Source organism: Burkholderia sp. Bp9012, assembly GCF_003853825.1.
GTDB lineage: Bacteria > Pseudomonadota > Gammaproteobacteria > Burkholderiales > Burkholderiaceae > Burkholderia > Burkholderia diffusa.
Genome location: NZ_QTQA01000026.1, coordinates 60,824 through 87,723, shown reverse-complemented (window position 1 = coordinate 87,723; position 26,900 = coordinate 60,824). Strand labels below are relative to the sequence as shown.

21 protein-coding genes and 1 pseudogene are annotated in these 26,900 nt (G+C 66.5%); 10 read left to right on the top strand and 12 right to left on the bottom strand.

The features are described 5' to 3' along the window. Window positions 1-105 precede the first annotated feature (105 nt). The 3 genes from DIE11_RS29100 to DIE11_RS29090 all read left to right on the top strand — a co-directional run bounded on the left by DIE11_RS29100 (window position 106) and on the right by DIE11_RS29090 (window position 4,216). Window positions 106-2,712 (top strand): circularly permuted type 2 ATP-grasp protein, encoded by a 2,607-nt coding sequence (locus DIE11_RS29100; protein ID WP_124628778.1) that lies wholly within the window; start codon window positions 106-108, stop codon window positions 2,710-2,712. Continuing rightward, window positions 2,706-3,746, top strand: coding sequence for a transglutaminase family protein (locus DIE11_RS29095; RefSeq protein WP_124628768.1), 1,041 nt, complete (start codon window positions 2,706-2,708; stop codon window positions 3,744-3,746). The genes DIE11_RS29100 and DIE11_RS29095 overlap by 7 nt, the downstream gene beginning before the upstream one ends. A 197-nt stretch (window positions 3,747-3,943) precedes the next feature. Further along, window positions 3,944-4,216: a hypothetical protein gene (locus DIE11_RS29090; RefSeq protein ID WP_059607812.1), complete on the top strand. Its 273-nt coding sequence runs from the start codon at window positions 3,944-3,946 to the stop codon at window positions 4,214-4,216. A 59-nt stretch (window positions 4,217-4,275) separates the two neighbouring features. On the opposite strand, the gene pip is transcribed toward DIE11_RS29090, so the two are convergent. Continuing rightward, the gene (gene pip, locus DIE11_RS29085; RefSeq protein ID WP_124628766.1) at window positions 4,276-5,208 is read right to left on the bottom strand and encodes a prolyl aminopeptidase; all 933 of its coding nucleotides are present in this window, start codon (window positions 5,206-5,208) and stop codon (window positions 4,276-4,278) included. 353 nt (window positions 5,209-5,561) lie between these two features. Between pip and DIE11_RS29080 the strand changes: the two genes are divergently transcribed. Continuing rightward, window positions 5,562-6,713, top strand: coding sequence for an acyltransferase (locus DIE11_RS29080; protein WP_124628764.1), 1,152 nt, complete (start codon window positions 5,562-5,564; stop codon window positions 6,711-6,713). Between the two features lie 28 nt (window positions 6,714-6,741). On the opposite strand, the pseudogene DIE11_RS29075 reads toward DIE11_RS29080, so the two are convergent. Further along, window positions 6,742-7,557: pseudogene (locus DIE11_RS29075) on the bottom strand (multidrug ABC transporter ATPase). A gap of 182 nt (window positions 7,558-7,739) precedes the next feature. Here DIE11_RS29075 and DIE11_RS29070 point away from each other — a divergent pair. The 3 genes from DIE11_RS29070 to DIE11_RS29060 all read left to right on the top strand — a co-directional run bounded on the left by DIE11_RS29070 (window position 7,740) and on the right by DIE11_RS29060 (window position 10,606). After that, entirely contained in the window at window positions 7,740-8,237 is a 498-nt protein-coding gene (locus tag DIE11_RS29070) for a hypothetical protein (RefSeq protein ID WP_124628762.1), read from the top strand. Between the two features lie 389 nt (window positions 8,238-8,626). Further along, window positions 8,627-9,835, top strand: coding sequence for a hypothetical protein (locus DIE11_RS29065; protein WP_124628760.1), 1,209 nt, complete (start codon window positions 8,627-8,629; stop codon window positions 9,833-9,835). A gap of 387 nt (window positions 9,836-10,222) precedes the next feature. Next, on the top strand, window positions 10,223-10,606 hold the full coding sequence (locus DIE11_RS29060; RefSeq protein ID WP_059607817.1) for a hypothetical protein: 384 nt from the start codon (window positions 10,223-10,225) through the stop codon (window positions 10,604-10,606). 39 nt (window positions 10,607-10,645) lie between these two features. Here DIE11_RS29060 and DIE11_RS29055 read toward each other — a convergent pair whose 3' ends face one another. From DIE11_RS29055 to DIE11_RS29020, 8 genes are all read right to left on the bottom strand, one after another. Next, entirely contained in the window at window positions 10,646-13,159 is a 2,514-nt protein-coding gene (locus DIE11_RS29055) for an EAL domain-containing protein (RefSeq protein WP_124628758.1), read from the bottom strand. Between the two features lie 413 nt (window positions 13,160-13,572). Continuing rightward, window positions 13,573-14,637 (bottom strand): 2-aminoethylphosphonate aminotransferase, encoded by a 1,065-nt coding sequence (locus DIE11_RS29050; RefSeq protein ID WP_124628756.1) that lies wholly within the window; start codon window positions 14,635-14,637, stop codon window positions 13,573-13,575. Further along, window positions 14,637-15,818: a phosphonopyruvate decarboxylase gene (gene aepY, locus DIE11_RS29045; RefSeq protein ID WP_124628754.1), complete on the bottom strand. Its 1,182-nt coding sequence runs from the start codon at window positions 15,816-15,818 to the stop codon at window positions 14,637-14,639. Before aepY ends, DIE11_RS29050 begins: the two co-directional genes overlap by 1 nt. After that, entirely contained in the window at window positions 15,815-17,500 is a 1,686-nt protein-coding gene (gene aepX, locus DIE11_RS29040) for a phosphoenolpyruvate mutase (RefSeq protein WP_124628752.1), read from the bottom strand. Before aepX ends, aepY begins: the two co-directional genes overlap by 4 nt. Next, window positions 17,497-18,264: an NTP transferase domain-containing protein gene (locus DIE11_RS29035; RefSeq protein WP_124628750.1), complete on the bottom strand. Its 768-nt coding sequence runs from the start codon at window positions 18,262-18,264 to the stop codon at window positions 17,497-17,499. Before DIE11_RS29035 ends, aepX begins: the two co-directional genes overlap by 4 nt. 36 nt (window positions 18,265-18,300) lie before the next feature. Continuing rightward, a complete protein-coding gene (locus tag DIE11_RS29030) occupies window positions 18,301-19,302 on the bottom strand; it encodes an HpnL family protein (RefSeq protein WP_124628748.1) in 1,002 nt (333 codons plus the stop codon). Then, window positions 19,299-20,108 carry a 2OG-Fe(II) oxygenase gene (locus DIE11_RS29025; RefSeq protein WP_059607824.1) on the bottom strand — a complete coding sequence of 270 codons (810 nt, stop codon included), beginning with the start codon at window positions 20,106-20,108 and terminating at the stop codon, window positions 19,299-19,301. The genes DIE11_RS29030 and DIE11_RS29025 overlap by 4 nt, the downstream gene beginning before the upstream one ends. Continuing rightward, a complete protein-coding gene (locus tag DIE11_RS29020; protein ID WP_124628746.1) occupies window positions 20,105-20,863 on the bottom strand; it encodes a CDP-alcohol phosphatidyltransferase family protein in 759 nt (252 codons plus the stop codon). Before DIE11_RS29020 ends, DIE11_RS29025 begins: the two co-directional genes overlap by 4 nt. 635 nt (window positions 20,864-21,498) lie before the next feature. Here DIE11_RS29020 and DIE11_RS29015 point away from each other — a divergent pair. Beyond that, on the top strand, window positions 21,499-23,013 hold the full coding sequence (locus tag DIE11_RS29015; RefSeq protein WP_059607826.1) for an acetyl-CoA hydrolase/transferase family protein: 1,515 nt from the start codon (window positions 21,499-21,501) through the stop codon (window positions 23,011-23,013). 37 nt (window positions 23,014-23,050) lie between these two features. On the opposite strand, the gene DIE11_RS29010 is transcribed toward DIE11_RS29015, so the two are convergent. Beyond that, window positions 23,051-24,583 (bottom strand): MDR family MFS transporter, encoded by a 1,533-nt coding sequence (locus DIE11_RS29010; RefSeq protein WP_124628744.1) that lies wholly within the window; start codon window positions 24,581-24,583, stop codon window positions 23,051-23,053. 135 nt (window positions 24,584-24,718) lie between these two features. Between DIE11_RS29010 and DIE11_RS29005 the strand changes: the two genes are divergently transcribed. Then, on the top strand, window positions 24,719-25,159 hold the full coding sequence (locus tag DIE11_RS29005) for a MarR family winged helix-turn-helix transcriptional regulator (RefSeq protein ID WP_059466290.1): 441 nt from the start codon (window positions 24,719-24,721) through the stop codon (window positions 25,157-25,159). Window positions 25,160-25,331: 172 nt separating this feature from the next. Next, window positions 25,332-25,757 carry a helix-turn-helix domain-containing protein gene (locus DIE11_RS29000; protein ID WP_124628742.1) on the top strand — a complete coding sequence of 142 codons (426 nt, stop codon included), beginning with the start codon at window positions 25,332-25,334 and terminating at the stop codon, window positions 25,755-25,757. 87 nt (window positions 25,758-25,844) lie between these two features. On the opposite strand, the gene DIE11_RS28995 is transcribed toward DIE11_RS29000, so the two are convergent. Beyond that, a complete protein-coding gene (locus tag DIE11_RS28995) occupies window positions 25,845-26,723 on the bottom strand; it encodes a helix-hairpin-helix domain-containing protein (RefSeq protein ID WP_124628740.1) in 879 nt (292 codons plus the stop codon). Between the last annotated feature and the right edge of the window lie 177 nt (window positions 26,724-26,900).

Sequence of the window (26,900 nt, the reverse complement as noted above, 5' to 3'; positions counted from 1 at the left end):
CCCGGCCGCCGGTGCGGCGGCGCGCGGGCGCGTCCGCCCCCTGACGACGGAACGATATCGACCGTGCCGCCCATTCACCCCGACGATCTCGCCGACGCCGACGCGATGCCCACGCTCTTCGATACCGGCGCGCAGCCGGATGCCGCGGAACTGGCCGCCGCGCTCGCGGCGCCGGCCGCGGCCGGCCGCTACGACGAACTGCGCGGCAGCGCCGCCGGCCTCACCGCGCCGCTGCTCGCACCTGCATGGCGCAGCTTCTTCACGTCGATCGGCAGCGACGGCGTGGCCGACCTCGACCGCCGCGCCGACGCGCTGCACCGGCGCATGCGCGAGAACGGCCTGTTCTACCAGTTGCACGAGCAGCGCGCCGGCGACGGCGCGGCCGGCCCGTGGTCGCTCGACCTGCTGCCGCTGATCGTCACGCCCGAAGACTGGGTCACGATCGAGCGTGGCGTGCTGCAGCGCGTGCGGCTGCTCAACGCGACGCTGGCCGATCTGTACGGGCCGCAGACGATCCTGCAGCGCGGGCTGCTGCCGCCCGCGCTCGTCACGGGCCATCCCGGCTACCTGCGCGCGATGCGCGGCGCACGCGTGCCGGGCGATACGTGGCTGCATGTCGTCGCGTTCGATCTCGCGCGCGGCCCGGACGGGCAGTGGCGGATCATCGCGCAGCACACGCAGGGCGCGGCCGGGCTCGGCTACCTGCTCGAAAACCGGCTGATCGTGTCGCGGCTCTTTCCGCGCGGGTTTCGCGGGCTGCGCGTGCAGCGGCTTGCGTCCGCCTACCGTGCGCTGCTGCAGAGCATGCAGTCGCTCAGCCCGGCCGCGAAGAATTCGCGGATCGTGCTGCTGACGCCGGGGCCGCGCAGCGCGACCTACTTCGAGCATGCGTATCTCGCGCGCTACCTCGGCCTCACGCTCGTCGAGGGCGGCGACCTGACCGCGCGCGACAACCGTGTCTTCCTGAAGACGCTGCGCGGGCTCGAACCCGTGCACGGAATCCTGCGGCGCGTCGACGACGCATGGCTCGATCCGCTCGAACTGCGGCCCGATTCGCTGCTCGGCGTGCCGGGGCTGCTGCAGGCCGTGCGCGCCGGCAACGTGCTGCTCGCGAACGCGCCGGGCTCGGGCTTCCTCGAATCGCCGGGCGTGCTCGGTTTCATGCCGCGCCTCGCGGAAGGGCTGCTCGGTGAAACGCTGACGCTGCCCGCCGTGCATTCGTGGTGGTGCGGCGAGGCGGCAGCCTGCGACGACGCGCTGCCGCAGCTCGCGCGCAGCATCGTGAAGCCGTCGTATCCGCCCGACGCGCAGGCCGGCGGCACGTTCGACCCGGTGATCGGCGCGCGGCTCACGCCGGCGCAGCTGGCCGAATGGCGTGCGCGAATCCTGGCCCGGCCCGAGCATTACACGGTGCAGGCCGACCTGCCGCTGTCGCAGGCGCCGACCTGGCCGGGACACGACGCGCCCGACGGGGCCGGCGGTGCGCGCATCGTGCCGAAGCCGCTGCTGCTGCGCGTCTTCGCGCTCGCCGATGGCGCGCAACGCTGGCGGCTGCTGCCGGGCGGGCTGTCGCGAGTCGGCACGCGCGATACGCTGTTCAACGCGCCGATGCCGCGCGGCGGCAGCACCGTCGATACGTGGGTGATGACCGAAGGCATCGTCGATTCGACGACGCTGCTGCAGACCCGTCTCGGCCCCGACGATCTGGTCGAGCGCCCGCGCGCGATCGCGAGCCGCGCGGCCGAGAACCTGTTCTGGCTCGGCCGCTACACCGAGCGCGCGACCAACCTGATGCGTCTTGCACGCGCCGCGCTTGAGCGGCTGCGCGGCGAGGACGACGTCGACAGTCCTGCGCATCTGGAGTTGATCGACACGCTGTGCCGCGACACGGGGCTGATCGCGCCCGACGCGCCGAACGCCGTCGATGCGCCGCGCGCGTTCCAGCACGCGCTCGCGACGTCGCTGACGCGCGGCGCGGACCGTACCTCGGGCATCGCGTCGTGCCTGTTCAGGATGCGCGCGGCCGCCGCCGCGATCCGGGAGCGGCTGTCGAGCGATCAGTGGCGGCTGATCGACGACGCGACGCAACTGTTCGCCGACAGCGCCGATCATCCGGAAGCGGAGGAGCAGATCGGCAACGAGGCGCTGCAGCTGCTCGAGCGGCTGGGGCTGCTGCTCGGCGCGATCACCGGCGCGCAGACCGACAACATGACGCGCGACGACGGCTGGCGGCTGCTGTCGATCGGCCGGCAGATCGACCGGCTGGACTTCCTGTGCAGCGTGCTGAAGTTCGCGTTCGACGAAGGCGCGGTGCACCGGCAGGACGGCTTCGAACTCGTGCTGGAGCTGTTCGACAGCACGATCACGTTTCGGTCGCGTTTCCAGCGCGGTTTCGACGTCGCGCCGCTGCTGTCGCTCGTGGTGCTCGACACCGACAACCCGCGCTCGCTCGGCTGGGTCGTGCAGGCGCTGTGCGGCCGGCTGACGAAGGTCGAGCGCAGCGAGGGCTATGCGCTGTCCGAACTGGCCGAGACGATTCCGGACGTGCCCGCGTGGTCGCTGCACGAGCTGTGCGAAACCGGCGACGACGGCCGGCACGGCAAGCTGCTCGATGCGCTCGACGCGACCGTGAAGGCCGTGTGGGAGCTGTCGAACCGGATCGGCGAGCGCTATTTCAGCCACGTGCGCGAGGCGGGCCGGACGCTATGGTGACGACGAAACACGCGGCGAAGGTGCCGGCCGGTTCCGGCAACGGACGACAGGCCGCGGCACCGGCATCGGCCGCGCCGGCCGCTGGGGCGCCCGGCCGCGTACTGCGCGTCACGCACGACACCGAATACCGCTACGCCGCACGCGTCGAATCCGCCCAGCACCAGGCGCGTCTGCAACCGCTCGCGACGCGGCGCCAGCAGGTGCTGTCGTTCGCGCTCGACATCGAGCCCGCGCCGGAATCGATCTGCACGGAAATCGACGCATTCGGCAACGCGCGCGCATCGTTCGCGCTGAACCAGCCGCACGACGCGCTGCTCGTGCGCAGCCGCAGTACGGTGTGCGTGACGCCGCCCGTGTGGTCGCTCGGTGCGCGCGGCGCGCCGCCGCCCGCGATCGCGCATCCCGACGGAAAACACACGACTGCATGGGAAGCCGTGCGCGACCGCTTGCGGTTCCGCGCGGGGCAGCCTTACGACGCAGCGAGTGAATTCGTGTTTGCTTCGCCGCACGTCGCGTGCGATCCCGAACTCGCCGCGTATGCGGCCGCGAGCTTCACGCCGCAGCGGCCACTCGTGCAGGCCGCATGGGACCTGATGCGGCGCGTGCACGCCGATTTTGCGTACACGCCGAACAGCACCGACATCACGACGTCGGCACTCGATGCGCTGCGGTTGCGCAAGGGCGTCTGCCAGGATTTCGCGCACGTGATGATCGGCGCGCTGCGCTCGCTCGGGCTGGCCGCGCGTTACGTGAGCGGTTATCTGCTGACGCAGCCGCCGCCCGGGCAGCCGCGATTGATCGGCGCGGACGCATCGCATGCATGGGTCGAGGTGTACGACCCGGCGTGGCCCGAGGACAACGGCTGGCTGCAGCTCGATCCGACCAACGACCGTGCACCGGGCGATGACTACGTGATGCTGTCGATCGGCCGCGACTACGCGGACGTGACGCCGCTGCGCGGCGTGATCCGCGGCGGCGGCGCGGATCAGGAGCTGAAGGTCGGCGTGACGGTCGAGCCGCTCGATACGCCGTAAGCCACGCGGCAGGATCGGGCCGGCGCCGCGCTCGCCGGCCTTTCAAGCATTTAAGTCTTCGTTAATTCTGCCCGCCTAGCATGGGGATGCCGGCGAACGGACCGGATCCTGGTCCGGCGCCGGCGGCACGCACGGGTGCGTCGACGTCACGGCGCCGCGCCGTCGCGCGTGGCCATTCCCTTGCAACGGCGGCAGACATGATCAAGAACTTCGACTACACGCTCGGCAACGAGACGATCGCGCTCTGCGCGAGCTTCGGCGCGGGCCCCGCATTCCGTCGCGTGCTCGTGAGCCGCGCGGATTCGATGGAGACGCTCGTGGTGCTCGACGCACGCGGCCTGTCGGGTCTGCTGAAGGTGGCGACCGAGCAGCCGGAAGGATTGCTCGACGATGCGATCCGCAAGGTTGGCGACGAACAGCTCGTCGAGCGCGCGATCAGCGGCCGGACGATCGTCGAAGCCGCGCTTTGAGCGGGCGGCGCGTGCAGGCCGGTGTTGCCGGCTGCAACGCGCCGCTTGGGCGTGGCGGCTTACGCGGCGAACCGGTCCGTCGCGGCGAGCAGTGCCTTCAGGATGCCCGGTTCGTTGTACGCATGCCCGGCGTCCGGCACGATCTCGAACGTCGCGTCGGGCCATGCCTTCGCGAGGTCCCACGCGGTGCGTGCGGGCGTCGCGATGTCGTAGCGGCCTTGCACGATCACGCCCGGAATGCCGGCGAGGCGATGCGCGTCGCGTAGCAACTGGCCTTCGTCGACGAAACCGCGGTTCACGAAGTAGTGGTTTTCGATTCGCGCGAACGCGAGCGCGTAGTGGCCGTCCGCGAAGTGCGCGGCCAGCGCCGGATCGGGCAGCAGCGTGATCGTGCGGCCTTCCCAGATGCTCCATGCGCGCGCGGCTTCGAGCTTCGCGGCTTCGTCGTCGCCCGTCAGCCGGCGATGGTACGCGGCCATCAGGTCGCCGTGCTCGGCTTCCGGAATCGGCGCGAGGAAGTCCTCCCACAGATCCGGGAACAGCCACGACGCACCTTCCTGGTAGTACCACAGCAACTCCGCGCGGCGCATCGTGAAGATGCCGCGCACGACGAGCGCGCTCACGCGCTGCGGGTGCGTTTCCGCATAGGCGAGGGCGAGCGCGCTGCCCCACGAGCCGCCGAACACGAGCCATTGTTCCGCGCCCACCATCTCGCGCAGGCGCTCGATATCGGCCACCAGGTCCCAGGTCGTGTTGTTGTCGAGGCTCGCGTGCGGCGTCGAACGCCCGCAGCCGCGCTGGTCGAACAGCAGGATGTCGTAGCGCTCGGGATCGAACAGGCGGCGATGGTCGGGGCTGCAGCCGGCGCCCGGGCCGCCATGCAGGAACACCGCCGGCTTGCCGGACGGGTTGCCGCAGCGCTCCCAGTAGATGCGGTGGCCGTCGCCGGTATCGAGGTGGCCGTGGGCGTAGGGTTCGATCGGTGGGTACACAGGCAGGCTCCGGGTGAGGGTCGGCAGGAGGGCGGACGAGGCACGGGCCGGTGTGCGATCGAATCCCGCAGCGCCGGTATCGCGGATATTGCGGCGCCGCAAGATTCGTTGTGTCTGCATCGGACCGGCCGCCGCCGGACAAGGCTTGTCATTATGCCCATTCATTCCGGCCGCCGTGCGCCGGCCGGCACCGGGCGTGCGGCGCGGTATTTCGGCCGACAGGCGCACCGAAATTTTTTGAAGCAATTTCGTTCCGATATTTTTCAGACAAAATCCCGGCGACATATCGGCGAGCCGGTCGCGGGCGCCGGCCTTCATACCGTTCCTCCACCGTGCCAACGGGAAACGAGCCGATGAACCATCGCGTCAAGCAGCTGACCGGGTTGCGCGCCGTCGCGGTCACGATGGTCGTCGTCGGCCATGCAGAGCACGTGCTGCCGGGCGGCTATACGGGCTGGTTCGCGCCGCTGCGGCTGATCGCCGACGGCCGGCTCGGCGTGCTGATCTTCTTCGTCCTCAGCGGCTTCCTGATCACCAACGTGCTGCGCGCGGAATTCACGCGCACCGGCGGGATCGCACTGACGTCGTTCTACGTGCGCCGCGCGTTGCGGATCTGGCCGGCCTGCTACGTGTATCTCGCGACCGTCGGCGTGCTCGCCATCGCCGGCTGGCTCGACGTCGATCGCCATCAGTGGCTGTATGCAGCGCTGCATCTGTGGAACTACTCGGCGTGGTTCGGGCTGACCGGCGACAACGCGCTGCATCCGGCCGGCGCGTGGTATCTCGGCCATTTCTGGTCGCTCGCGCTCGAGGAGCAGTTCTACTGGTTCTGGCCGCTGCTGTTCGTGTACGGCACCCGCCGTCGCGGCACCCGCTGGCTGGCCGCGCTGATCCTGGCCGTGCCGCTGGTGCGCGCGCTCACGTATTTCGTCGCGCCGGCGCTGCGCGGCCAGCTCGGGATGATGCTGCATACGGGCGTCGATCCGATCCTGATCGGCTGCTACGCGGCGCTCAACCGCGAACGGATCGAAGCATGGATCCGCTCGTGGCGCGGCGAGACGCGCATCGTGACGGCGCTCGTCTTCATCGTGCTGTTCGGGATGCCCGTTGCCGAGCATCGGCTCGGTGGCTTCTGGAATGCGACCTACGGCGTGACGCTCGAGGCCGCGCTGATCGCGATCGTGATCGTCGTGCTGAATTTCCGCAGCGAGTTCTGGTGCGCGCGGTGGCTGCGCGCCGCGCCGGTCGTGTTCGTCGGCACGATCTCGTTCAGCCTGTATCTGTGGCAGCAGCCGTTCGCGAATCCGGATCTGGCCGTTCCGCACGCCTTCCCGCTCGGGATCGTGTGGGCGCTGCTGGCCGCGACGGCGAGCTATTTCCTCGTCGAGAAACCGTTCCTTCGGCTGAAGGATCGCTACACCGCGCGCGAGACGCGACGCATGCGCGACGATGCACTGCGGATGCCGGTGCAGACCGATGCGATCGGGCCGAAGGTGGCGGAGTAGGCGGGCGTGGCGTGCACCGCGTGCCGCTTCACTTGAAACGCTTCAGCGCCTCGGGTGAATACCAGAAGGTCCGGAACATGTCGATCCCGTACGACTTGCCGTCGTATCTGACGATCGTGCGTGCGGTTCGCTTGCCCGTATCCGAGTAGTTGCCATCTGCGCGCTTCGTCTCTGTGACGTGTGCGGTGATCGACAGGTCGGCGAAGCCGTGGTGCGACGCTTGCGCGACGGCGATCGTCATCTTCGCGTCTTCGCTGCGAGCGTCGCCCGCGCCGGCGCCGCACGCGTCGCCCTCGACGCTGACCCAGCCGTACAGGTTGGTGCCGAATACCGGGCGGATGCGATTGCCTTCGCGAACCCACAGCGTCAGCTCTTCGCTTGCGTTCGCATCGGGGCAGCTCGGCCGCGTGCGCTGCTCGTGAAGACGATGCCGAATGCGCGCACGTCGCGCGACAGGCGGTAGGGCGCAGTATCGATGCGATAGCTGTTCGGGCCGACTTCCGTGGCGGCATCTTCCTCGACGATCGATTGCTCGGCCGCGACGACCTTGCCGCCCTCGACGAGCGCGACGACCTGCAGCTTGCTGCTGTCGTCTGGGTTCTTGCTCTTCGGCAGCGAATCGAACGCGATGGCCGCGATCGTCGTCTGCGGCGCGTTCGGCATCACCTTGCATGCGGATGCGATAACTTGCTGGTCCGCGCCACGCGTGGCGCCCGCGATTCCGGCCCAGCGGGCGACGGCCATGACGGCGGCGTCGTCGCACGGCTGATCGCCGGCAGCCTGAACCAGGGGGGGAGGCGGCGAGCGCCAGAAGCGGGGCGAAATGGAGGATTCTCGGGGGCATGTGGGGGATGGTCTTTGGGGCGGTGGATGTCGCTGAACGGCCAGGAGCGGTCTTCCAACAGTTGGGGCTAGATCGTTGACGCCAGGGCTCCACGGACGCATGCTTAAACCCAATCGCCCGCGATGTTCCGGTGAGAACCATCCGCGTTGTGATGTGACTGATCCTGCGAACCGGAGGTGGCAATGGCAAAAAGTCGGAAGCTGATGTCCCAACGACGCACTGCAATACACGCGGGATTCTGGGTACCGCTTTATTTTGCGCTCGTACCTTGGGCGTCGCTCGCATCCCCTCGGCAAGACCTCGACGTACTGGGGAAAAAATTTCGCGTTGAAATCGACAAGGCGTATCAGAAGGTTCCCAAAAGCGGCTCGACCCAAGAGATAGATAAAGCCGGAGACATTACTTGGCTCGCAGTTCGCTACATTCCGCTCGGAAGTTCATTTGACGACGCCGAAGTTATTCTTCGCGCCGCCGGATTTGCAGTCGGCGCACGGCCGGGACCAAACCAGCCGGGGAATCGACCGCATAGATATGATGTCGCGGCGAGGATAGAGCAGTACCGTACAAGCTTGCTTTTCTCGCGCACCGACGTGTTCGTATTTCTTTCGCCTAAGGCTCCCGGCGATTTTCAAGATGGTGTTTCGGCGGTTCTCGCATCGTTTACGACGAGTTACTTGTAGCGGAATTGCACTCACCCGGGGCGTGACGTACCGTTCAATAGGTTGTTATGCATATCAGTTTTGCTGGGGGCTAGAGACATTTCCGGCGCGAGTACGAGATTGAGGTAGCGTTTGCCGGTACATCGTTGGGTCGCATGCTTGTATGACATGGAAAAGTTGCTTTGGCGAGCCATGCACGACGGCAAGCGGATGACCGCTCCGGGTCGATCTGCGTCGGTCGCGCGTCACAGAGCGGCGGCCGGCCGTGTTCGGCCAGTTTCGGACGTTCGATGTCCGAATCACGATTGTTGACAAATCGCTCGCGAACCGTAAACGTGCTGCATTGGTGAGCACCTTTGGCCGCGTTGACCTCGGCCTCTCTACATCGTTTTAGCTAAACGGAATGAGCGATGAGCACAGAAAACAAACAAAAAGACCTCGGACGTAGCAGCGCCAGCGCTTGGTATTCGAATGCGTCGAAGGTGCTACTCGCATTACTTGTGGCAAGCCGCATGATCTGCGTCGCAGCGCACGCCGACGATAAATCGCCCAATAAAAGCAACATTGTTGACTACAGGCCCTCGACATTTTCTGAGCTAGCCGATACGCCATTCTTTTTTTCTATCGGCAACAAGCTGAAGTATGGCAGAGCCATTGTAGATTCTGCGCCAACATTATTCGAGGGTGATTTTTCAGATAGCTTGCGCAACGCCGTGTACCCATCGCCAAACGAGAAAAGGGCGATCGTAGTTATTGGGAAAAAACTGTACGTGGTCGAGCCGGGAAAAAAACCTTACCTTATCCTGAGCGAAGCCGACAACGAGGTGGGAAGCTTGCATGCGCCCGGAGCTCAATTCTATCGGCACGTTAGACTTCAATGGGATCCGTCATCGCGGTATATATTGATTCCGCGAGATCGAAAACAACCTCAAATATCGCAACAATTTTATTCGCCTGACAAATCACTGGTGCGCATTGACACTGACAATCCCATCGTCGTCCGCGAAGTGGTTCCGGCGGGCCAATTCCGAAGCTCATCATTTTTTCTGATCAATAGCGAGACTGTTTGCTTCGATTTTGAAGTAAACGCAAACAAGATAATATGGAAATGTCAGTTGAGTGGAGGTGCGAAAGAAGTTAGATCGATTTCTCACGACGAAATCGTATTCGACGATGGTGCAACGATTTCAGGAAGGCCGTTTGCGTCCTACAACGGGAATATTCATGAAACGGAAATATGGTTAACGCACTATGGCTTCTTCATGCGCAGGCTTCAAGATGGGACTGTCGGAATTTTCCACAGGAATTATCCCGGCACCCCATACATGCGGTTAAAACCCTATAAAAATATAAAGGGGCAAGAAATGGACGGACTCTGGCAGCGAGATGGTCAGGTGCTTCCAGGTGGCCGGTATGCTTTCTTGAAGATTTACGGAGAGGCTTTCTTGCTTGACAGTCGCGACGGTTCCTACAAGAAACTCCCCGCCGATACGCATTGCTACATCAATTTCAACTCGGCCGCGCATCAAGGTAGTCTTGGTGTTGTAACTCATGGACCCGGCTGGTTCGACGTGGAATTCACACCCGCTTATCCGTTGAGAACGAACTACAGTGAGTAGTGCCAGCCGAACGTCCGCTGCAAAGAAAGCTGGTTGGCCGCTTGGGGTCGTTCTGAGCCGGTAACAGACCATCGGGGAGGTATCCGACAGCGTCCGGTTCGGCCACTACGAGCCATGCACGACCGGTGCCCGCATTGGTGCCTAAACGCCGGAGTGACGCTTGCGGCGATACGCTCGAAACTTGTTCTGCGATGTGCCGCACCCAGTTGTATTCCTCGCTGTACCTCCGGTGCAGCAAAATGCGTGTCCTGTCTCTCGGGCGGCCACGACGAGTGGCGCACTGGAACGCGTGCCCCCCGACCGCGGCGTCTTGCGCGGTCCGGATTCGAGGCACCTGCCCGGATGCGGCCCGTGCGATGATGTGCCATGACTGACACGAGAGATGGAATGACGACTACATTCGACGAGGCGACAACGGCGGCGATCGCCGCGTTTGCCCAATTGGATTTCCACACGGCTGTGCAAGCGATGCGCGCCGAAGCCGATTACGACCGCGAACGAGACCAGTGGATCTCGCGCTATATCGACGAGCATGGCGGCGGCGCGGACGATGCAGAATACGACGCCCTGCACGCGCAGGCCCAGGCAACCCCGGAATACGCGCAGTTCATCGACGCGGTTCGCCGGGAAATCCTGGAATACTTCGGCGTGACCGACGATCAGCTGGACAACATGGTCCTGCTGCGCGATGACGACAGCGATGAGCTTTGGGCGGAAGTCAACCGGCAGCGGAGCGCACTCGGAACCGGTGAAGTGCGTGGAGATCTCTGAGCGCTGCTTGCAGTCGCATGTGCCCGCTGCCGGGAAGGTTCATTCCACCAGCAATTTCGCGCTGTGGTGCGACAAGATCCCGACGAACTGGTCGGCGGGCTGTGGCCGCGCGAACAGGAAACCCTGCCCCTGATGGCAACCGATCTCCTTCAGGAAGGCCAGTTGTTTTTCCGTCTCTACGCCTTCCATCACGACGTCGAGCCCCAGCGCGCGGCCCATCGCAACGATCGCGCGCACGATCGCGTCGTCCGTGCTGCCCGAACCGCAGTCCCTGAGGAACGACTGATCGATCTTCAGCGTATCGACGGGCAGATCCTTCAGATACACCAGCGACGAATATCCCGTCCCGAAATCGTCGATCGCCAGGCTGATCCCCCGGATCGCCAGTTCGCGCAGCAGGATGCCGATTTCCTCGCGGGTGTTCATCGCCATGCTTTCGAGCAGCTCGAGCTGTAGGCATTCGGTCGGCAACGTGGTTTCGCTGAGGATGGTCGTCAGGTCGCTGAGAAAATGGTCGGTAAGGCATTGCCGTGCCGACACGTTCACCGCCACACGTCCGAACTCGAAACCCTCGTCGAGCCAGCGGCACGCCTGGCGGCAGGCTTCGTGGAGCACCCACCGGCCGATCGGGACGATCAGCGCGGACCGCTCCGCGAGCCCGATGAACTCGCCCGGCGGTACCAGCCCCCTGCGTGGATGCAACCAGCGCAGCAACGCCTCCACGCCGACGATCCGGCCGCTGGCCAGATCGAATTGCGGCTGGTAGAACAGGCGGAATTCATTCTGCTCGAGCGCGCGGTGCAACTCGCCGAGCATATCCAGCTGCTCGATCGCCGACGACGTCATCTTGCTCTCGAAGAACTGGAACACGTTCCTGCCGCGACTCTTCGCGCCGTACATCGCCTGGTCCGCGAGCAGGATCAAGTGCTCCGCCTCGATCCCGTCGTCCGGATAGATGCTGATGCCGATGCTCGGTGTGACGAAGACCTCGCGACCGCCGATATCGATGGGTCGCGCCACTTCGTCCAGCAGCTTGCGCGCAATGCGCCCGACGTCGCGGACGTCGTCGAACTCCTCGAGCACGAGCGCGAATTCGTCGCCGCCCATGCGTGCCACAGTGTCGTTCGCGAGTACTTCCGCGACGATGCGTCCCGCAACGATCTTCAACACCTCATCGCCGGCGTTGTGGCCAAGCGTATCGTTGACCAGCTTGAAGCGGTCGAGATCGAGGTACATCACCGCGACCTTGCGACCGAGTCGCTTCGCCTGGACGATCGCGTGCGCGAGCCGCTCCTCGAACAGCGCCCGGTTCGCGAGATTGGTGAGCACGTCGTGGGTGGCGAGATAGCCCAGCCGTTCCTCCGCCTGGCGCCGCTGCGTGATGTCGGAAAAGATTGCCGCGTAGTGGGATATCTCGCCTGCGTTGTCGCGAATGCTGGTGATCGTCAGGTATTCGAGAAACAGCTCGCCGGTCTTGCGGCGATTCCAGATTTCGCCTTGCCAGTGGCCGTCGGTGGTCAGCGAATGCCACAGCTGCTTGTAGAATTCGGGCGTCTGGCGCCCTGAACTCAGCAGGCCCGGGTTGCGCCCGATCACTTCGTCCTCGGTGTATCCGGTCAGGCGCGTGAAGGCCCGGTTGACGCGCTCGATCTTCGCATGCCGGTCGGTCACCATGATGCCTTCGAGCGCCGATTCGAACACCCGATCCGCCATGCGCAGGTTGAAGCGGGCGAGACCCAGCGCTTCGTCGCGCTCGCGCAAGGCGCTGCGCAGCTCGTTCGCGTATTCGTGCTCGATGCTCTTCAGCACGTCCGCGAAACAGAGCAGCCCGGTGAGCTTGCCATTCTCGTCCTGGATGCCGACGTGCCGCATGTTGTGCTCGGTCATGAAGCGCTGCGCGGCATACAGACTCTGCCGGGCGGACAGCATCTGCAGCGGCCTGCTGGCGAAGGCCCCGACCGCGCCTTGGGCCCCGCCGTCCGCCAGGAGCCGGACGACGTCCCGTTCGGTCAGGATGCCGCGCTCGCCGTCGTCGTAGCCGACGAGGATCGCATCGAGCTGTTGCGTGCGCATCTGCGCGATGACTGCATGCAGCGCGGCATGCTCGGGCACGACGACGGGCGGATGGACGGAGATCGATTCGATCGGCTTCAGGTGGAGGAAGAATTCCGGCCCCTGGTTCACGACGACGTCGGTCTGCGTCAGCACACCGATCGCGGCGCCATCCCGGACCACCACGAAGTGCCGCACGCCCGACTGCGTGAACTTCATCGCAGCTTCACCCAGCGGCGTACTGGCCTCGAGCGTCAGCACCGGATGGCTCATCACCTCGCCGACCGGCCGATCGAGCCCGCGCGGATCGTCGCCGGCCGACAGTGCATCGTGCTCGGTCCAGATCCCGACGACCTGGTCGTCCTGCATCACGACGATCGAGCTGCAGTGCTCGGCGAACATGCGTCGTGCGACCTCTCGCACCGGCGTGTCAGGTGCGCAAGACAGAATCTGACGCGCGACCAGGCGCGCAATCGGGACATCGTAACTGTTCGGATACATTCTCTAACCAACACGAAATACCTTGCCGGCGCATTGCGATCCGGCAACCGGCGGGCTCGTCTGCGGCGGCAGGCAAGATCCGATGTCGCTCGCTCGAATGGTTGCGTACTCATCGAACTCGCAAGCGGGGTATTGCCCCGTCGTTCGAGGCGGCGAGCGCGGTGCCGTGACCGTTGGCACCACATTCGGCGATCGCACGCCCAGTGCATCCAGACGCGGAAGCATCGCCCTCCCAAGGGCAGCCACCCTGCGTTAACGACAGGTTCGGACAAGAGTTGAGTGCCGTGACGACATCCGTGCGGCGTGGCGGCAAGTCGAACGGCTGCGGGCAGGGGGGGCCGGTCGATACTCCCGCTACTTCTCGAACAACAAAAAAGGCCCTTGCGGGCCTCTGATGGACGAAGGAGCAACGCTTATTGCGTCAACGCTGTAAACCCTTCCAGCAACCGCTCGACATCGGCCGCGCCAATCGCGCCCATCGTCGAAATCCGGAACAGTTCTTTCGACAGCCCGCCTTGCCCCGCATAAATGACGAAGCCGCGCGCCTTCAGGCCGTCGTGCAGCGTCTCGTACGTGACGCCCTGCGGCAGCCGATACGCGCGCAGCACGACCGACGATGCGCCTTCGGGCAGCACGAGCGGCATTCCGCGCGCCGCGAGCCCGGCCTGCGCCTGGTCGGCGAGCGCCTTGTAGTGCGCATGGCGCGCACGCCAGCCGCCGGCTTCGTCGAACTCGCGCAGCGCCTCGACGAGCGCGTAGTACGCGTGCACGGACGGCGTGAACGGCGTGTTGCGCTGATCCTGCAGCTTCGCCAGACGGCCGAGGTCGAGGTAGTAGGTCCGGCTCGCGGCGTTCGCGAGCGCGCTGCGGCGCACGATCACGAACGCGGCACCCGGCACGCCGTGCAGGCACTTGTTCGCGGTCGCGGCGACCGCGTCGATCACGCCGCCGGCAAAATCGATCGCTTCGGCGCCGAAGCTGCTGACGCCGTCGACGAGCATTTTCACGCCGCGTGCGCGGCACACGTCGGCGATCGCGCCGAGGTCATTCAGCCGGCCGGTCGTCGTTTCGTGATGAATCACCGCGACGTGCGAATAACCGCCTGCGTCGAGACGCGCGGCGATCTGCGCGAGATCGGGTGCCTGCATCCATTCGTGCTTCAGCACGTCGTGCGCGATTCCGTACTGCGTCGCGATCTGCGTGATGCGCTCGCCGTACACGCCGTTCTCGATCACGAGAAGCTTGCCGTCCTGCGGCACGAGCGCGGCGATCATGCTCTCGACGGCGGCGGTGCCCGAGCCCGTCATCAGCACGGCGGCCCATTCGGCCGGATCGAGCGCGTAGGCGGCGACGAGGCGCGCACGCGCTTCATCCTGCAGATCGAAGAATTCGCTTTCGCGATGGCACAGGTCGGGTTGCAGCAGGCTGCGGCGCACGCGTTCGGTGAGCGTGACGGGGCCAGGGTTCAGCAGCAGCATCAATGGGCTCCTTCAACGTGGGCTTCGGTCTGCGCGGCGCCGATGTGCCGCATCAGACGGGTCTTGACCTCGACCGGCGTGACGGTCGGGCGGGGCAGGCCGTCGGGCACGCCCGTGCGGATCGCCACGCGCACGAACTGCACGCCGTCGGCTTGCGTCGCGAGCGTCGCATCGAGAACGTCGAGCGTGTCGCCTTCGACGGCCGACGCGTAGCCACACGCGGCCGCGACGCCCGCGAACGACACATGCCGCGACACGGTTGCCTGGCCGCCGGTCGATTCGTGTGCGCCGTTGTCGAGCAGCACGTGCGTGAGGTTGGACGGACCATAGGTGCCGAGCGTCGCGAACACGCCCATGCGCATCAGCGCGGCGCCGTCGCCGTCGACCGCAACGACACGCAGGTCGGGGCGCGCGAGCGCGAGGCCGAGCGCGAGCGGCGTCACGCAACCCATCGAGCCGACCATGTACAACTGGTTCGGGCGATCGTCGATTGCGTAGAGTTCGCGGCCGCAGAAGCCGGTCGATGCGAGCACGACGGTCGAATCGACCGGCGTGTGCGCGATCACGCGCTGCAGCGCGTCGTGGCGGGTCGGCCACGCGGCGGGCGCTTCGGCGCGCGATGACGATTGCGCGGCGACATGCGCACGCGGCTGCGCGGCCGGATTCGCCTTCAGCTCATACGGCGCGACGCTGCCTTTCTGCATCACGAGCGCGTACGGGCGGCCCGTCGCGTCCATGTGCGCGATCGCGCGGTCGAGCGCCGGGCCGACCTGTTCGGGGTCGGTCGGGAACGTCTCCCACGGGATCTCCATCGTGTCGAGCATCGCCGGCGTGATCGGCCCCATCAGCGCGTGCTGCGGCTCGTCGGCCACGCCCGGCTGGCCGCGCCACGTGACGATCAGCAGTTGCGGCAGGCGGAACGTCCAGGTCAGCGACGTCAGCGGGCTCACCGCGTTGCCGAGCCCCGAGTTCTGCATCATCGCAATGCCGCGCTTGCCGCCGAGCGTCGCGCCCGCGATCAGCGCGACCGCATCGCCTTCGTTCGCGGCCGACACGTAATTCAGCGTCGGGTCCTGCAGCACGTAATTGATGAACGGCGTCAGGTACGAGCAGGGCACGCCCGCGTACCAGTCGAAGCCGCGTTCGCGCGCGGCCTCGACAAACTGGGCCGCTTCGATCATTGCGCGCCCCCGTTGCCGGCACCCGGCTCCGACAGCGGCGTCTGGCCGTGCGCGAAGTCGCCCGCGCGGCGGAAGTCTTCGAGGTCGTTGACGCCGCGCCAGTGGCCGTGCACGTACTGCACCTCGATCTTCTCGCCGGCGGCGATCAGTTCGTTGAGCAGGGACGGGATGTCGAGCGTGTCGAAATCCGGGCGCGCCTGCAGCGTCGCGAGCATCGCCTTCAGGCGATCGACGCCTGCGCCGCGCACGTTCAAGAGGCCGATCCAGCGGCCGTGCGGCGTGCCTGCGGCGACGTCGCTCGATACACGTTGCAGATACGTCTTCTGGCCGAACAGGCCGCGATCGTCTGCCGCCGAGCAGAGCGCGAAGTCGCGCACGCTCTGGTTGGTCTCCGTGAGCGACGAATCGACGACGACGCTGAACTCGGCCTCGCTCTCCGCCAGGTCGCGCAGGATGTAGCTGCGGAACAGCAGGTCGCCGTACGAGATCACGGTGTCGCCCGTCAGGCGTTCGGCCGCGCATGCGAGCGACGCGAGTTCGCCCGTCTGCGCATGGCGCTCGTTGACGACGAGCTTGATGCCCGACGTGTCGATCGCGTCGGCGCGATAGCCGCCGACCACGGTGATGTCGTTCACGCCGTGCTTCTTGAAGCCGTCGACGAGCCAGCGCAAGAGCGGCTTGCCGGCGACCGGCAGCATGACCTTGGGCTTGTCCTCGGTCACGGCTTCGAGGCCCTTGCCGCGGCTCGCGGCGAGCACGATCGCCGCGTTCGACGCGCGCGACGACGACGACAGGTAGATGCGCTCGGCTGCCGAGTATTCGTCGGCGTCCTGCAGGCGGAAGATTTCGTTGACCGACGCGACGCGGTCCTCGACGTTGATCAGCGTCTGGTTTTCGTGGATTTCGCGTGCGACGGACTGCATCGCCGATGCCGACGCACGGATCAGGTGGTTCGCCCAGATCACGGTGCTGATACCGGCCTGGCGGAACACGTCGGTCGGCGTGCTGTAGTACTTGGTCGGCACGATCACGAGCGGCGCCTTGCCGCTCCATTCGCGCGCGAACTGCAGGATCTCGTCCGGGCGCGACAGCTTGCTGTGGATCAGGATCGCGTCGGCACCGGCTTCCGCATAGGCGTTCGCACGGCGCAGCGCCTCGTCCATCCCCCAGCCCGCGATCAGCGCCTCGACGCGCGCGACGATCGAGAAGTCGGGATCGCTCTGCGAATCCTTGCCGGCCTTGATCTTGCCGCAGAACTCGTCGATCTCCGCGAGCGGCTGGCGCTCGCCGTCGATGAAGCTGTTCGTCTTCGGGAACTGCTTGTCCTCGATGCACACGCCGGCGATGCCGCGCTGCTCCAGCTTCTTCACGAGGCGGCGCACGTTGTTGAAGTTGCCGTAGCCGGTGTCGCCGTCGAGCAGGATCGGCAGGTCGCTCGCGTCGGCCATGAACTCGAGCACGTCGACGACCTGCGTCCAGCTCGCTTCGTTGTTGTCGCGCACGCCGAACTGCGCGGAGATCGCGAGGCCCGATGCCCAGATCCCCTTGAAGCCGGCTTCGCGGACGATCCGTGCCGACAGGCCGTTGTGCGCTTCCATCAGGAATTCGAGGTCGCTGCTGACGAGCATGCGGCGCAGGCGTGCGCTGCGCGATTCGGAGAAGTTGGGTTCGCGTGCGTTCATCGTGCGGCTCCTGCGGTCGTGCGTTGAATCAGGGGGAGAATTTCTTGTGTGGCGCGTGCGACGTCGTTCGGGAAGTCGATCTCGATCCACGGCGAGCCCGTGACGTCGGCGACGTCGAACGAATGACCGCCTTCGAGCAGCAGGTCACGCACGGCTTCCTCGTGCGGCATGTTCGCGCGGCCGCTGTCGACGTAGCCCGCGACGATCGTCGCGAGGCGGCGCGCGGTGCCTTCGGTGAAGCGGAAGAAGCCGACCGACTCGCCGATCGTGTCGTACTCGAGGTCGACCGCGAGCTGCTTGCGCAGCTCGACCGGCACGCCGTTCTTCAGGCACAGCTTGACGGGCTCGTCGCCGGCTTCGAAATCGCGATCGATCAGCAGGCGGTCCACCGACTTGTCCGGATCCGCTACCAGCGCGTGCAGGATGTTCTCGTCGTACAGCACGTCGGCGTCCATCAGCAGCACGTCGCCGCCGCGCGTCATCGCGTCGGCGACGGTGTGCACGGTCAGCACGCTGCCGAGGTCGTAGCGCTCGTTCAGCACGATCTCGGCGCTGCGGCCGAGGCGCTCGAGTTCCTGTTCGACCTTCCCGGACTGGAAGCCGAGCCCGAGCACGATTTCATCGACGCCGGCGGCGTCGAGCACGCGCAGATGGCGCTCGAGCAGCGACACGTCGTCGAAGCGCAGCAGGCACTTCGGGAATTGCGCCTCGGGCGGTTGTTGCAGGCGCAAGCCTAGGCCTGCCGCAAGAATGATGGCTCGCATGGGTTCTCCAACCAAAAAGCCGACGGATCTGAACGATCAGTCGGCGATGGGCTGCGGCGCGCGGCGCCGCTGCCAGTTTCTTTCACTGAAATGCAGATAGAGCAGGCCGGGCAGGCCGAGCGCGAGTTCGCGCGCGCGCTTCGCGAGCGACAGCGCGAGCGCCGCGTCGGGCGGCAGGCCGACCAGCGGGGCGAGCAGCAGGTAACCGCCTTCCTGTGCGCCGAGCGAGCCCGGGATCGCGAATGCCGCACCGCGAATCGCCTGGCCGACGCTTTCGAGCAGCAGCGCGTCGAGCCAGCTCACCGGGTGCCCGAGGAAGTGCAGCGCGAGCCACACTTCGGCGGTGCCGACGATCCAGCCGACGAGGCTCAGTGCGAAGGTCTTCGCAACCTTCGCACGATCGCGGTACAGCGCGCCGACGGCGTCGTCGATTGCGTCCGCGCGGGTTGCGAGCGACGACCAGTCGCGCGGGCCGAGCAGCTTCGACGCGAGACGCAGCCCGCGGCCGAACAGCCCGCGCCGCTGCGCCACGTAGAACGCGACGGCGAGGGCGCCGAGCACGCCGGTGGCGATCAGCGCCGGCGTGCGCAGGTGGGCGACGGACTCGTGCGTCGCATACAGGCTGAACGTGGCGATGCCGATCAGCGCGAACGCCATCTGCGCGAGCGCCTGCATCGTCGTGCTCACGGTGACCGCGGCGGCCGCATCGGCCATCCGCGTGCCGCGCTGCGCGAGGTGGCGCACCATCAGCACCGGGCCGCCGATCTGCCCGGCGGGCAGCAGGCTGTTCACCGATTCGCCGACCCAGCGCGCGCGCAGCGCGTTGCCAAGCTCGGCGCCCGGCTGGCCGTGGCGGAACGTCACCGAGATCGCCAGCGCGTCGATCACGAGCGGTACGACGTGGAACGCCGCGACGAGCGCGAGGCCCCAGCCGGCCGCGAGAAACGTCGACGCGACGGCGCCGACGCCCTGCCACGCGAGCAGGGCGACGAACAGTGCCGTTCCGAGGGACAGCAGGATCAGGCCGGCGCGTGTCATGACCCGGTCGACCGTCGCGTGGCCAGCTGCTTGAACACCTGGCGGAAACCGAAATACGCGATCGCGTCCTTCATGTTCGAGATGAAGCGCTTCCACGGCCGCATGCCGGGGTTGGTCACGTATTCGAAGGTGAGCGACACGCGCGTCTCGTTCTGGCCGAGCGGCGTGACGCGATGGCGCAGCTTGTCGCCGTCGAACAGCACGATGCCGCCGTCGGCGATCTGCACGGAGCCCGGCTCGTCGGGCACGTCCGGATTGCGCGTATGCAGCTCGTAGTCGAGCCGGCACGACGACTCGTCGATCACGCCGATCAGCAGCGTGTAGCGGCGGCCGTCGTAGTACGACGTGTCGTAGTGCCAGCCGATGTGGTCGCCCGGCTTCGTGTAGTAGTACAGCGCGTATGCGTGCGGATCGTCGTCCGGCGACAGCATCAGCTTGTCGCCGGTGATCTTCTCGAGGAAACCGATCAGCGCCTTCGACCGGTACAGCTCGGCGATGTACGGCGCCTGTTCGTCGATCGTGTGCCGGCTCACGCTGCCGCCCTGCTTGTGGCCGGGCAGGTAATTGCGGTTCAGGCCCGCCTGCATCGCGCGGGCGGCGGCCGCGAGCTTCGCGTGCGCGTCGGCCGGGAGGAATGCGTCGAGATACAGGAACGACCCCTGGCGCGTGTAGTCGCCGCGCAGGCGCGCGAGGTCGAGACGGCCGACGCAGTCGGCCACGGTGCGATCGGGATCGGCCGCTGCCGCGCGCGCAGGCGCGGGGCGTGCCGGGCTCAGCACGGAGTCGTCGCGCGTGCTAGGAGTCATTTGGAAGCCTGGATTTCAGTTGAACTTTGAGCGCCCCCGGACCTGTCGCTGCGCGCCAGGCCCCCCGAGCGGGACACGAAAACCTGGGGCTGCTCGGTGTTTTCGTGCGGAAGGTTGCCGCGCCGAACGATGCGCCACCAGTCGATCACGACCCACGCGGCGAACAGCGGGGCGCCGATCGATGCCGCGAGCAGGAACGGCTGGACGCCGTCGACGAGCGTCACGATCGGCAGCAGGTAGAGCACGTCTTCCGTCTCGAAGCCGCCGGCGAACGCCTGCTTGGTGCCGGCCTTGCCGGCGATCGATTCGATCCGCATGCGCAGGAAGAAGATCAGCGCGACGGCTGCGCCGGCCAGCGCGCCGAGCAGTACCGGCGACGCGGCCATCTGGCCGCCCTGGGCGACGATGCCGAGCCCCATGCTGACGAACAGCGCGACCGTCACGAGCGCGTCGGCCGCGAGGTCGTAAAAGTGACCGATCTTGCTGGACTTGCCGCTGATGCGCGCGAGTTCGCCGTCGGTGTGGTCGACGAAGTTCGACAGCACGATCAGGAATGCGCCCGCGTTGCTCCAGCCGAAACCGCCTTGCGCAAGGCACCAGGCACCGGCGAGGCCGATCAGCAGACGAAGGGTGGTGAGGTGATTCGGGGTAACGGGCGTGTCGATCAGCGGCCGGACGAGCGCGCGCGCGAGCCGTGCATCCCAGGTGCGCGGCAGGGGCGGTTCGGAACGTGTAGAGGTTTTTCTTTGGTCCATCGGCGAAATATATACGGAATTGTAATTTGTTGCTTTTTATTCGACCAATGTCCTGACATACGGGAGTGTTACCGCGCATTCCGGACATCGGCAGGTTGCAAACCGGATGCGCGACACGGCGTTCGCACAGGCGGACCTTACCTGATCCAGTGTGGTTCGCATCACGCGGCTGTCAAGGGCTGACGGGCCTTGCACGCGGGTTTGGCGGCGATTCGCACGCGTCGGAGCGTTGATGTGCATCAGGCCTGCAAAAGCCGTGTCGGGCGACAATCAGCCGCGTCGATCAACGACCGGCCATCGCATGCAGATTCTTCGCGTTGATGTGACTAATCTGGAAGGGTATCGGCCGATTGACGTTCAGCCGTTCGTAATTTTCGCGCGGCAAACTGGCGGTCCGCTTTCGCGCACCTTTCGGACGCATGCGTTTGCGGCTGTCACAGAACTGTCGTTCGATACCCGGTGCATTCAGCAAGTATCTTTTGCATCCAGCGGACATTTCGCGGCGATGACGTCTGCGATACTCCGACCGTGCCCGTGGTGCCGGGCCGCCCCTCGCGGCCCCAAGGGCTTCGCGTCGCTCAGGAGACACCCCCCCGCGACGTCAACGACAGACCAAAAGCGTCAGATATACAGCCATGTCTTCTTCACGCATCCTCGCTCCCGCCCTGCGTTCGCTCGTCCGCACCGCCGACGAAGCTGCCGCGCTGATCCGTCCCGGCATGACCGTCGCCATGAGCGGCTTCACCGGCTCGGGCTATCCGAAGGCCGTGCCCGCCGCGCTCGCCGCCCACATCGACGCGGCCCACGCGCGCGGCGAGGACTTCCGGATCAACGTGCTGACGGGCGCATCGACCGCGCCGGAACTCGACGGCGCGCTCGCCCGCACCAACGGCATCTCGATGCGCCTGCCGTACCAGTCCGACCCGACGCTGCGCGACAAGATCAACGCCGGTGAAGTCGACTACCAGGACGTCCACCTGAGCCACGTCGCGCAATACGCCTGGTTCGGGCTGTACGGCGACCTCGACGTCGCGATCGTCGAAGTCGCGGGCATCCGCGAGGACGGGCTGCTGATTCCGTCCGCGTCGATCGGCAACAACAAGACGTGGCTCGAGCAGGCGAAGCACGTGATCCTCGAAGTCAACTCGCGCCAGCCGCTCGGTCTCGACGGGATGCACGACGTCTATTACGGCACCGCGCTGCCGCCGCACCGCAAGCCGATTCCGCTGACGAAAAGCGACGACCGGATCGGCGAGCCGTACCTGCGCTGCCCGGCGGAGAAAATCGTCGCGATCGTCGAGACCGACGCGCCGGACCGCAGCAATGCGTTCTCCGCACCGGACGCCACGTCGAAACAGATCGCGCATCAGCTGATCGACTTCCTGCGCCACGAAGTGAAGCGCGGCCGCCTGCCGGAAAACCTGCTGCCGCTGCAGTCGGGCGTCGGCAACATCACGAACGCGGTGCTCGCGGAACTGAGCTCGGCTGGCTTCTCGAACCTGACCGCGTACACCGAAGTGATCCAGGACGGCATGCTCGACCTGCTCGACGACGGCACGCTGAGCTTCGCGTCGGCCACGGCGCTGTCGCTGAGCCCGGCCGCCGTGCAGCGATTCGCCGACGAGATCGCGACGTTCCGCGAAAAGATCCTGCTGCGCCCGCAGGAGATCAGCAACCATCCGGAACTCGTGCGCCGCCTCGGCTGCATCGCGATGAACGGGATGATCGAAGCCGACATCTACGGCAACGTGAACTCGACGCACGTGATGGGCACGAAGATCCAGAACGGCATCGGCGGCTCGGGCGACTTCGCCCGCAACGGCTATCTGTCGTGCTTCATGTCGGCCAGCACCGCGAAGGGCGGCGCGATCTCGCGGATCGTGCCGATGGCGAGCCACGTCGACCATACCGAGCATGACGTCGCGGTGGTCGTCACCGAGCAGGGGCTCGCCGACCTGCGCGGCCTGTCGCCGAAGCAGCGCGCACGCAAGATCATCGCGACCTGCGCGCATCCCGACTACCGGCCGATGCTCGAGGACTACTTCGAGCGCGCGTCGCGCGAGAGCTTCGGCAAGCACACGCCGCACCTGCTCGCCGAGGCGCTGTCGTGGCACGAACGCTACGTGCGCACCGGGACGATGAAGGCCTGACGTTGCGGCCCGCGGCGGGCATGCGCCCGTCGCATCGTCAATCCATCGCCGCGTGCGCGATGTCGGCGCTCGCCGTTTTCTGCGGCGGGCGGATCAGCAGCAACAGCGGGATCATCAGCAGCGTCGCGACGAACATCAGCTTGAAGTCGTTCAGGTAGGCGATCATCGCGGCCTGCTGGTTGATCGTGCGGTCGAGCAGCGCGATGTCGACGTGGCTGCCGGCCATCGCCTGCACGGCCGGGGCGAACGGCGTGATGTGGGTCGCGAGGTCGGCATGCGCGACCTGCGTGTTGCGCGTCATCAGCGTCTGCACGATCGAGATGCCGATACTGCTGCCGATGTTGCGCATCAGGCTGTAGGTGGCCGTGCCGTCCGCGCGCAGCTCCGGCTGCAGCGTCGAGAACGACAGCGCGCTCAGCGGCACGAACACGAGCCCCAGCCCGAAGCCCTGGACCACCCCGGGCCACACGATGTCCGCCTCGGACAGCACGATCGTGTACTGCATCATCTGCCACAGCGCGAGCGCGGAAATCGCCAGCCCGGCGAACAGCAGCGCACGCGCATCCACGTATTTCAACAAGCGCCCGACGAACAGCATCGCGATCATCGTGCCGGCGCCGCTCGGCGCGGTGACGAGGCCCGTCGTCGCGACCGGATAGCCCATCAGGTTCTGCAGCATCGGCGGCAACAGCGCGCGCGTCGCGTACAGCACCGCGCCGACGACGAAGATGAACAGCGTGCCGGTCGCGAAGTTCGGGTCGCGCAGCAGCTCCGACTTGAAGAACGACGCCTTGCTGACGGTGGCCGTATGCACGAGGAAGAACGCGAAGGCGAGGGCGGCGACGAGCGCCTCGATGCGGATTTCGTACGAGCCGAACCAGTCGAGCTGTTCGCCGCGGTCGAGCATCGCCTGGAACGCGCCGATCGCGAGCGCGAGCGTCGCGAAGCCGAACGCATCGAATTTCACGTGCGGGCGCGGCGCGCGCGCCGGCAGGAAGGTCAGCACGCCGGCCAGCGCGAACGCGCCGATCGGCACGTTGATGAAGAATACCCAGCGCCAGTTGTAGCTGTCGGTGAGCCAGCCGCCGAGCGTCGGGCCGAGGATCGGGCCGACCATCACGCCCATCCCCCAGATCGCCATCGCCTGGCCCTGTTTCTCGCGTGGATTGATGTCGAGCAGGATCGACTGCGACAGCGGCACCAGCGCGGCGCCGAACACGCCCTGCAGCAGCCGCGCGCCGACGATCTGCACGAGCGACTCGGACAGCCCGCACAGCGCGGACGCGATCGTGAAGCCCGCGATCGAGAGCGTCAGCAGCCGCTTCATGCTGAGGCGATCGGAAAGCCAGCCGGTCAGCGGCGTCGCGATCGCCGCGGCGACGATGTAGGAGGTCAGTACCCAGGTGATTTCGTCCTGCGACGCGGACAGCGTGCCCTGCATATGCGGCAGCGCGACGTTCGCGATCGTGCCGTCGAGGGTCTGGATCAGCGTCGCGAGCATGATCGACAGGGTCAGCATCGGCCGGTTGAGGGCGGGCGGCGAGGCGGCGTCGGCGGCGGCGGGATTCAAGCGGGGTGTCTCCGTGGGGCAGTCGCCGTGGGCGGCGATCCGGTATGGCTCGAATTATAAGCACGCTTATTATATTCGTGCTCATCGCTTGACCCGAGCCGTGGGCGATTCCCGGCCTGCCCCTATAATCGCCGCATGGACAAGACTTACGAGAACCGGATCGGCTACCTGATTTCCGATGTGGCCCGTCTGCAAGGACGCCTGTTCGACCGACGCGCGAAGCGCCTCGGACTGACGCGCGCGCAAAGCCGCGTCCTCGCATACCTGACGTGGAAGGGCGAGATGAATCAGGCACGGCTCGCGGAATGGCTCGAGATCACGCCGATCTCGCTGACGCGGCTGCTCGACCGGATGGAAGGCTGCGGGTGGATCGAACGCATCGCGAACGACGACGATCGCCGCGCGTTCGTGATCCGGCTGACCGACAAGTCGCGTGACATCTTTCCGCAGATGCTGGAGGTGGGCGACACTGTCACCGACGACGGGTTGCGCGGCTTCACGCGCGACGAGCGCGACACGCTCGTGCGCCTGCTCGGGCGCGTGCGCCACAACCTGATCGACAGCGGCGGCGAATGAACGCGGTGCGCGGTGCTCGACGACCCAGCGCCGCCAGCCCGAACGGTCGCGGCGACGCGGCGTGTCGGGACGTCGGGACGCGAGTCGGTTTCGGCGGGGGCATGGCGGTCCAGGCTTGTGTCGAACGAGTCGAGCGGCCATGTTGCAACTTCAAGTTCACTTGAGATCGAGCATGAGCCGTCTGGACATCGCCGAAGTCGCGCGCCGCTCGGGATTGCCCGCGTCGACGCTGCGCTACTACGAGGAAAAGGGATTGATCGCGCCGAACGGCCGTCACGGGCTGCGGCGCCAGTACGACGAGTCGGTGCTGGAGCGTCTTGCGCTGATCGCGCTCGGCCGCGAGGCCGGCTTTTCGCTGGACGACATCCTCGCGATGTTCGGCGCGGACGGCCGGCCCGCGATCGATCGCGCGAAGCTCGACGACAAGGCCGACGAGCTCGATCGCACGATCCGCCGTCTCGGCGCGGTGCGCGACGCGTTGCGGCACGCGGCCGTCTGCCCGGCGCCGAGTCATCTCGAGTGTCCGTCGTTCCGCAAGCTGTTGCGCATCGTGGCGCATCGTCATCCGGCGCGCCGCACGAAGGCGGAAGGCGCGTAAGCGGTCAGGCGGTCCGGTTTGTCGAAGCGTGGGCGCTCGAGCGTGCCACGGGGCGGCCGTACTGCTGCGGCTGGCCTCCCGAGCGACTCATCCCGCGTAATACACGCGGCATTCCATCTCGCGTCCGCGCACGATGCGTTTGCCGACGAGCGAGCCGAGCGTTTCGGTGACGACGGTCCGCTGGTTCTCGCATTGCAACGCATCGTAGAAGTAGAGCGCGACCCAGTCCGCAGTGCGACCGGACGCCTGCGGACGCACGGGATACGGGCACAGCGCGGTGAAATGCCAGCCGCCTTTCGTCATGTGCATCACGGGCGGCTGAATGCTCACGTCCGCGTTCAGCCGACGTGACACGAGCGTGGGCAGGATGCCGGCGGCGGCCTTGTTGCGGTACAGGCGGTCGATGTAAAGCAGCAGTTCGACCGGCGGCTCGGTGCCGAGGCTGGCGTCGCGCGCGTGGCCTTGCCAGCGCCGGCGCCGGCTCAGCACGTCGTCGAGCGCCGCGCGGATGCCGGCCGCGCGCCGCGGGCCGACGCCCGGAATCGCATCGAGTCGGCCGCTGCGGGCCGCGCGTTCAAGCTCCTCGAGCGTATCGATGTGCAATTGGTCGTGAATCCGCAGCGCGAGCGCGTGGCCGATGCCCGGCACGGCTTCGAATGCGGACGTGCGCTCCGCGTCGCCGCGCAGCCGGTCGAGCAGCCGCCAGCGTCCGGTCACCAGCAGTTCGGCGATCGCCTGCGCGACGCCCGTGCCGATTTCCGGCAGTGCGCCGAGCGCATCGACGCCGCCCGCGTCGAACCGCGTGCGGATACCGTCTTCGAGCGACTCGATCGTATCGGCCGATGCGCGGTAGGCGGCCACCCGATAAGGATTCGCGCCCTGGTCGGCAAGCAACTGCGCGGCCTCGCTCAAGCAGGCCGCGATCTGCCGGTTTTCCTCGTGTGTTTGGCCGATGGTCGTTTGCATGTGCGGAGCCTGGATATGTGCAAACGGAACGGACACGGCGCGCAACGCCCCGGGTCCAAGTGTTATTTCAGCACATTGTCACGGCAAGCGACGAGCAAAATTTGATGCGCATCAATGGCAAACGTTGCACGGGCGGGACCGGTCCGCGCACGTTCGTGCCGGCGTGCGGCACGAACG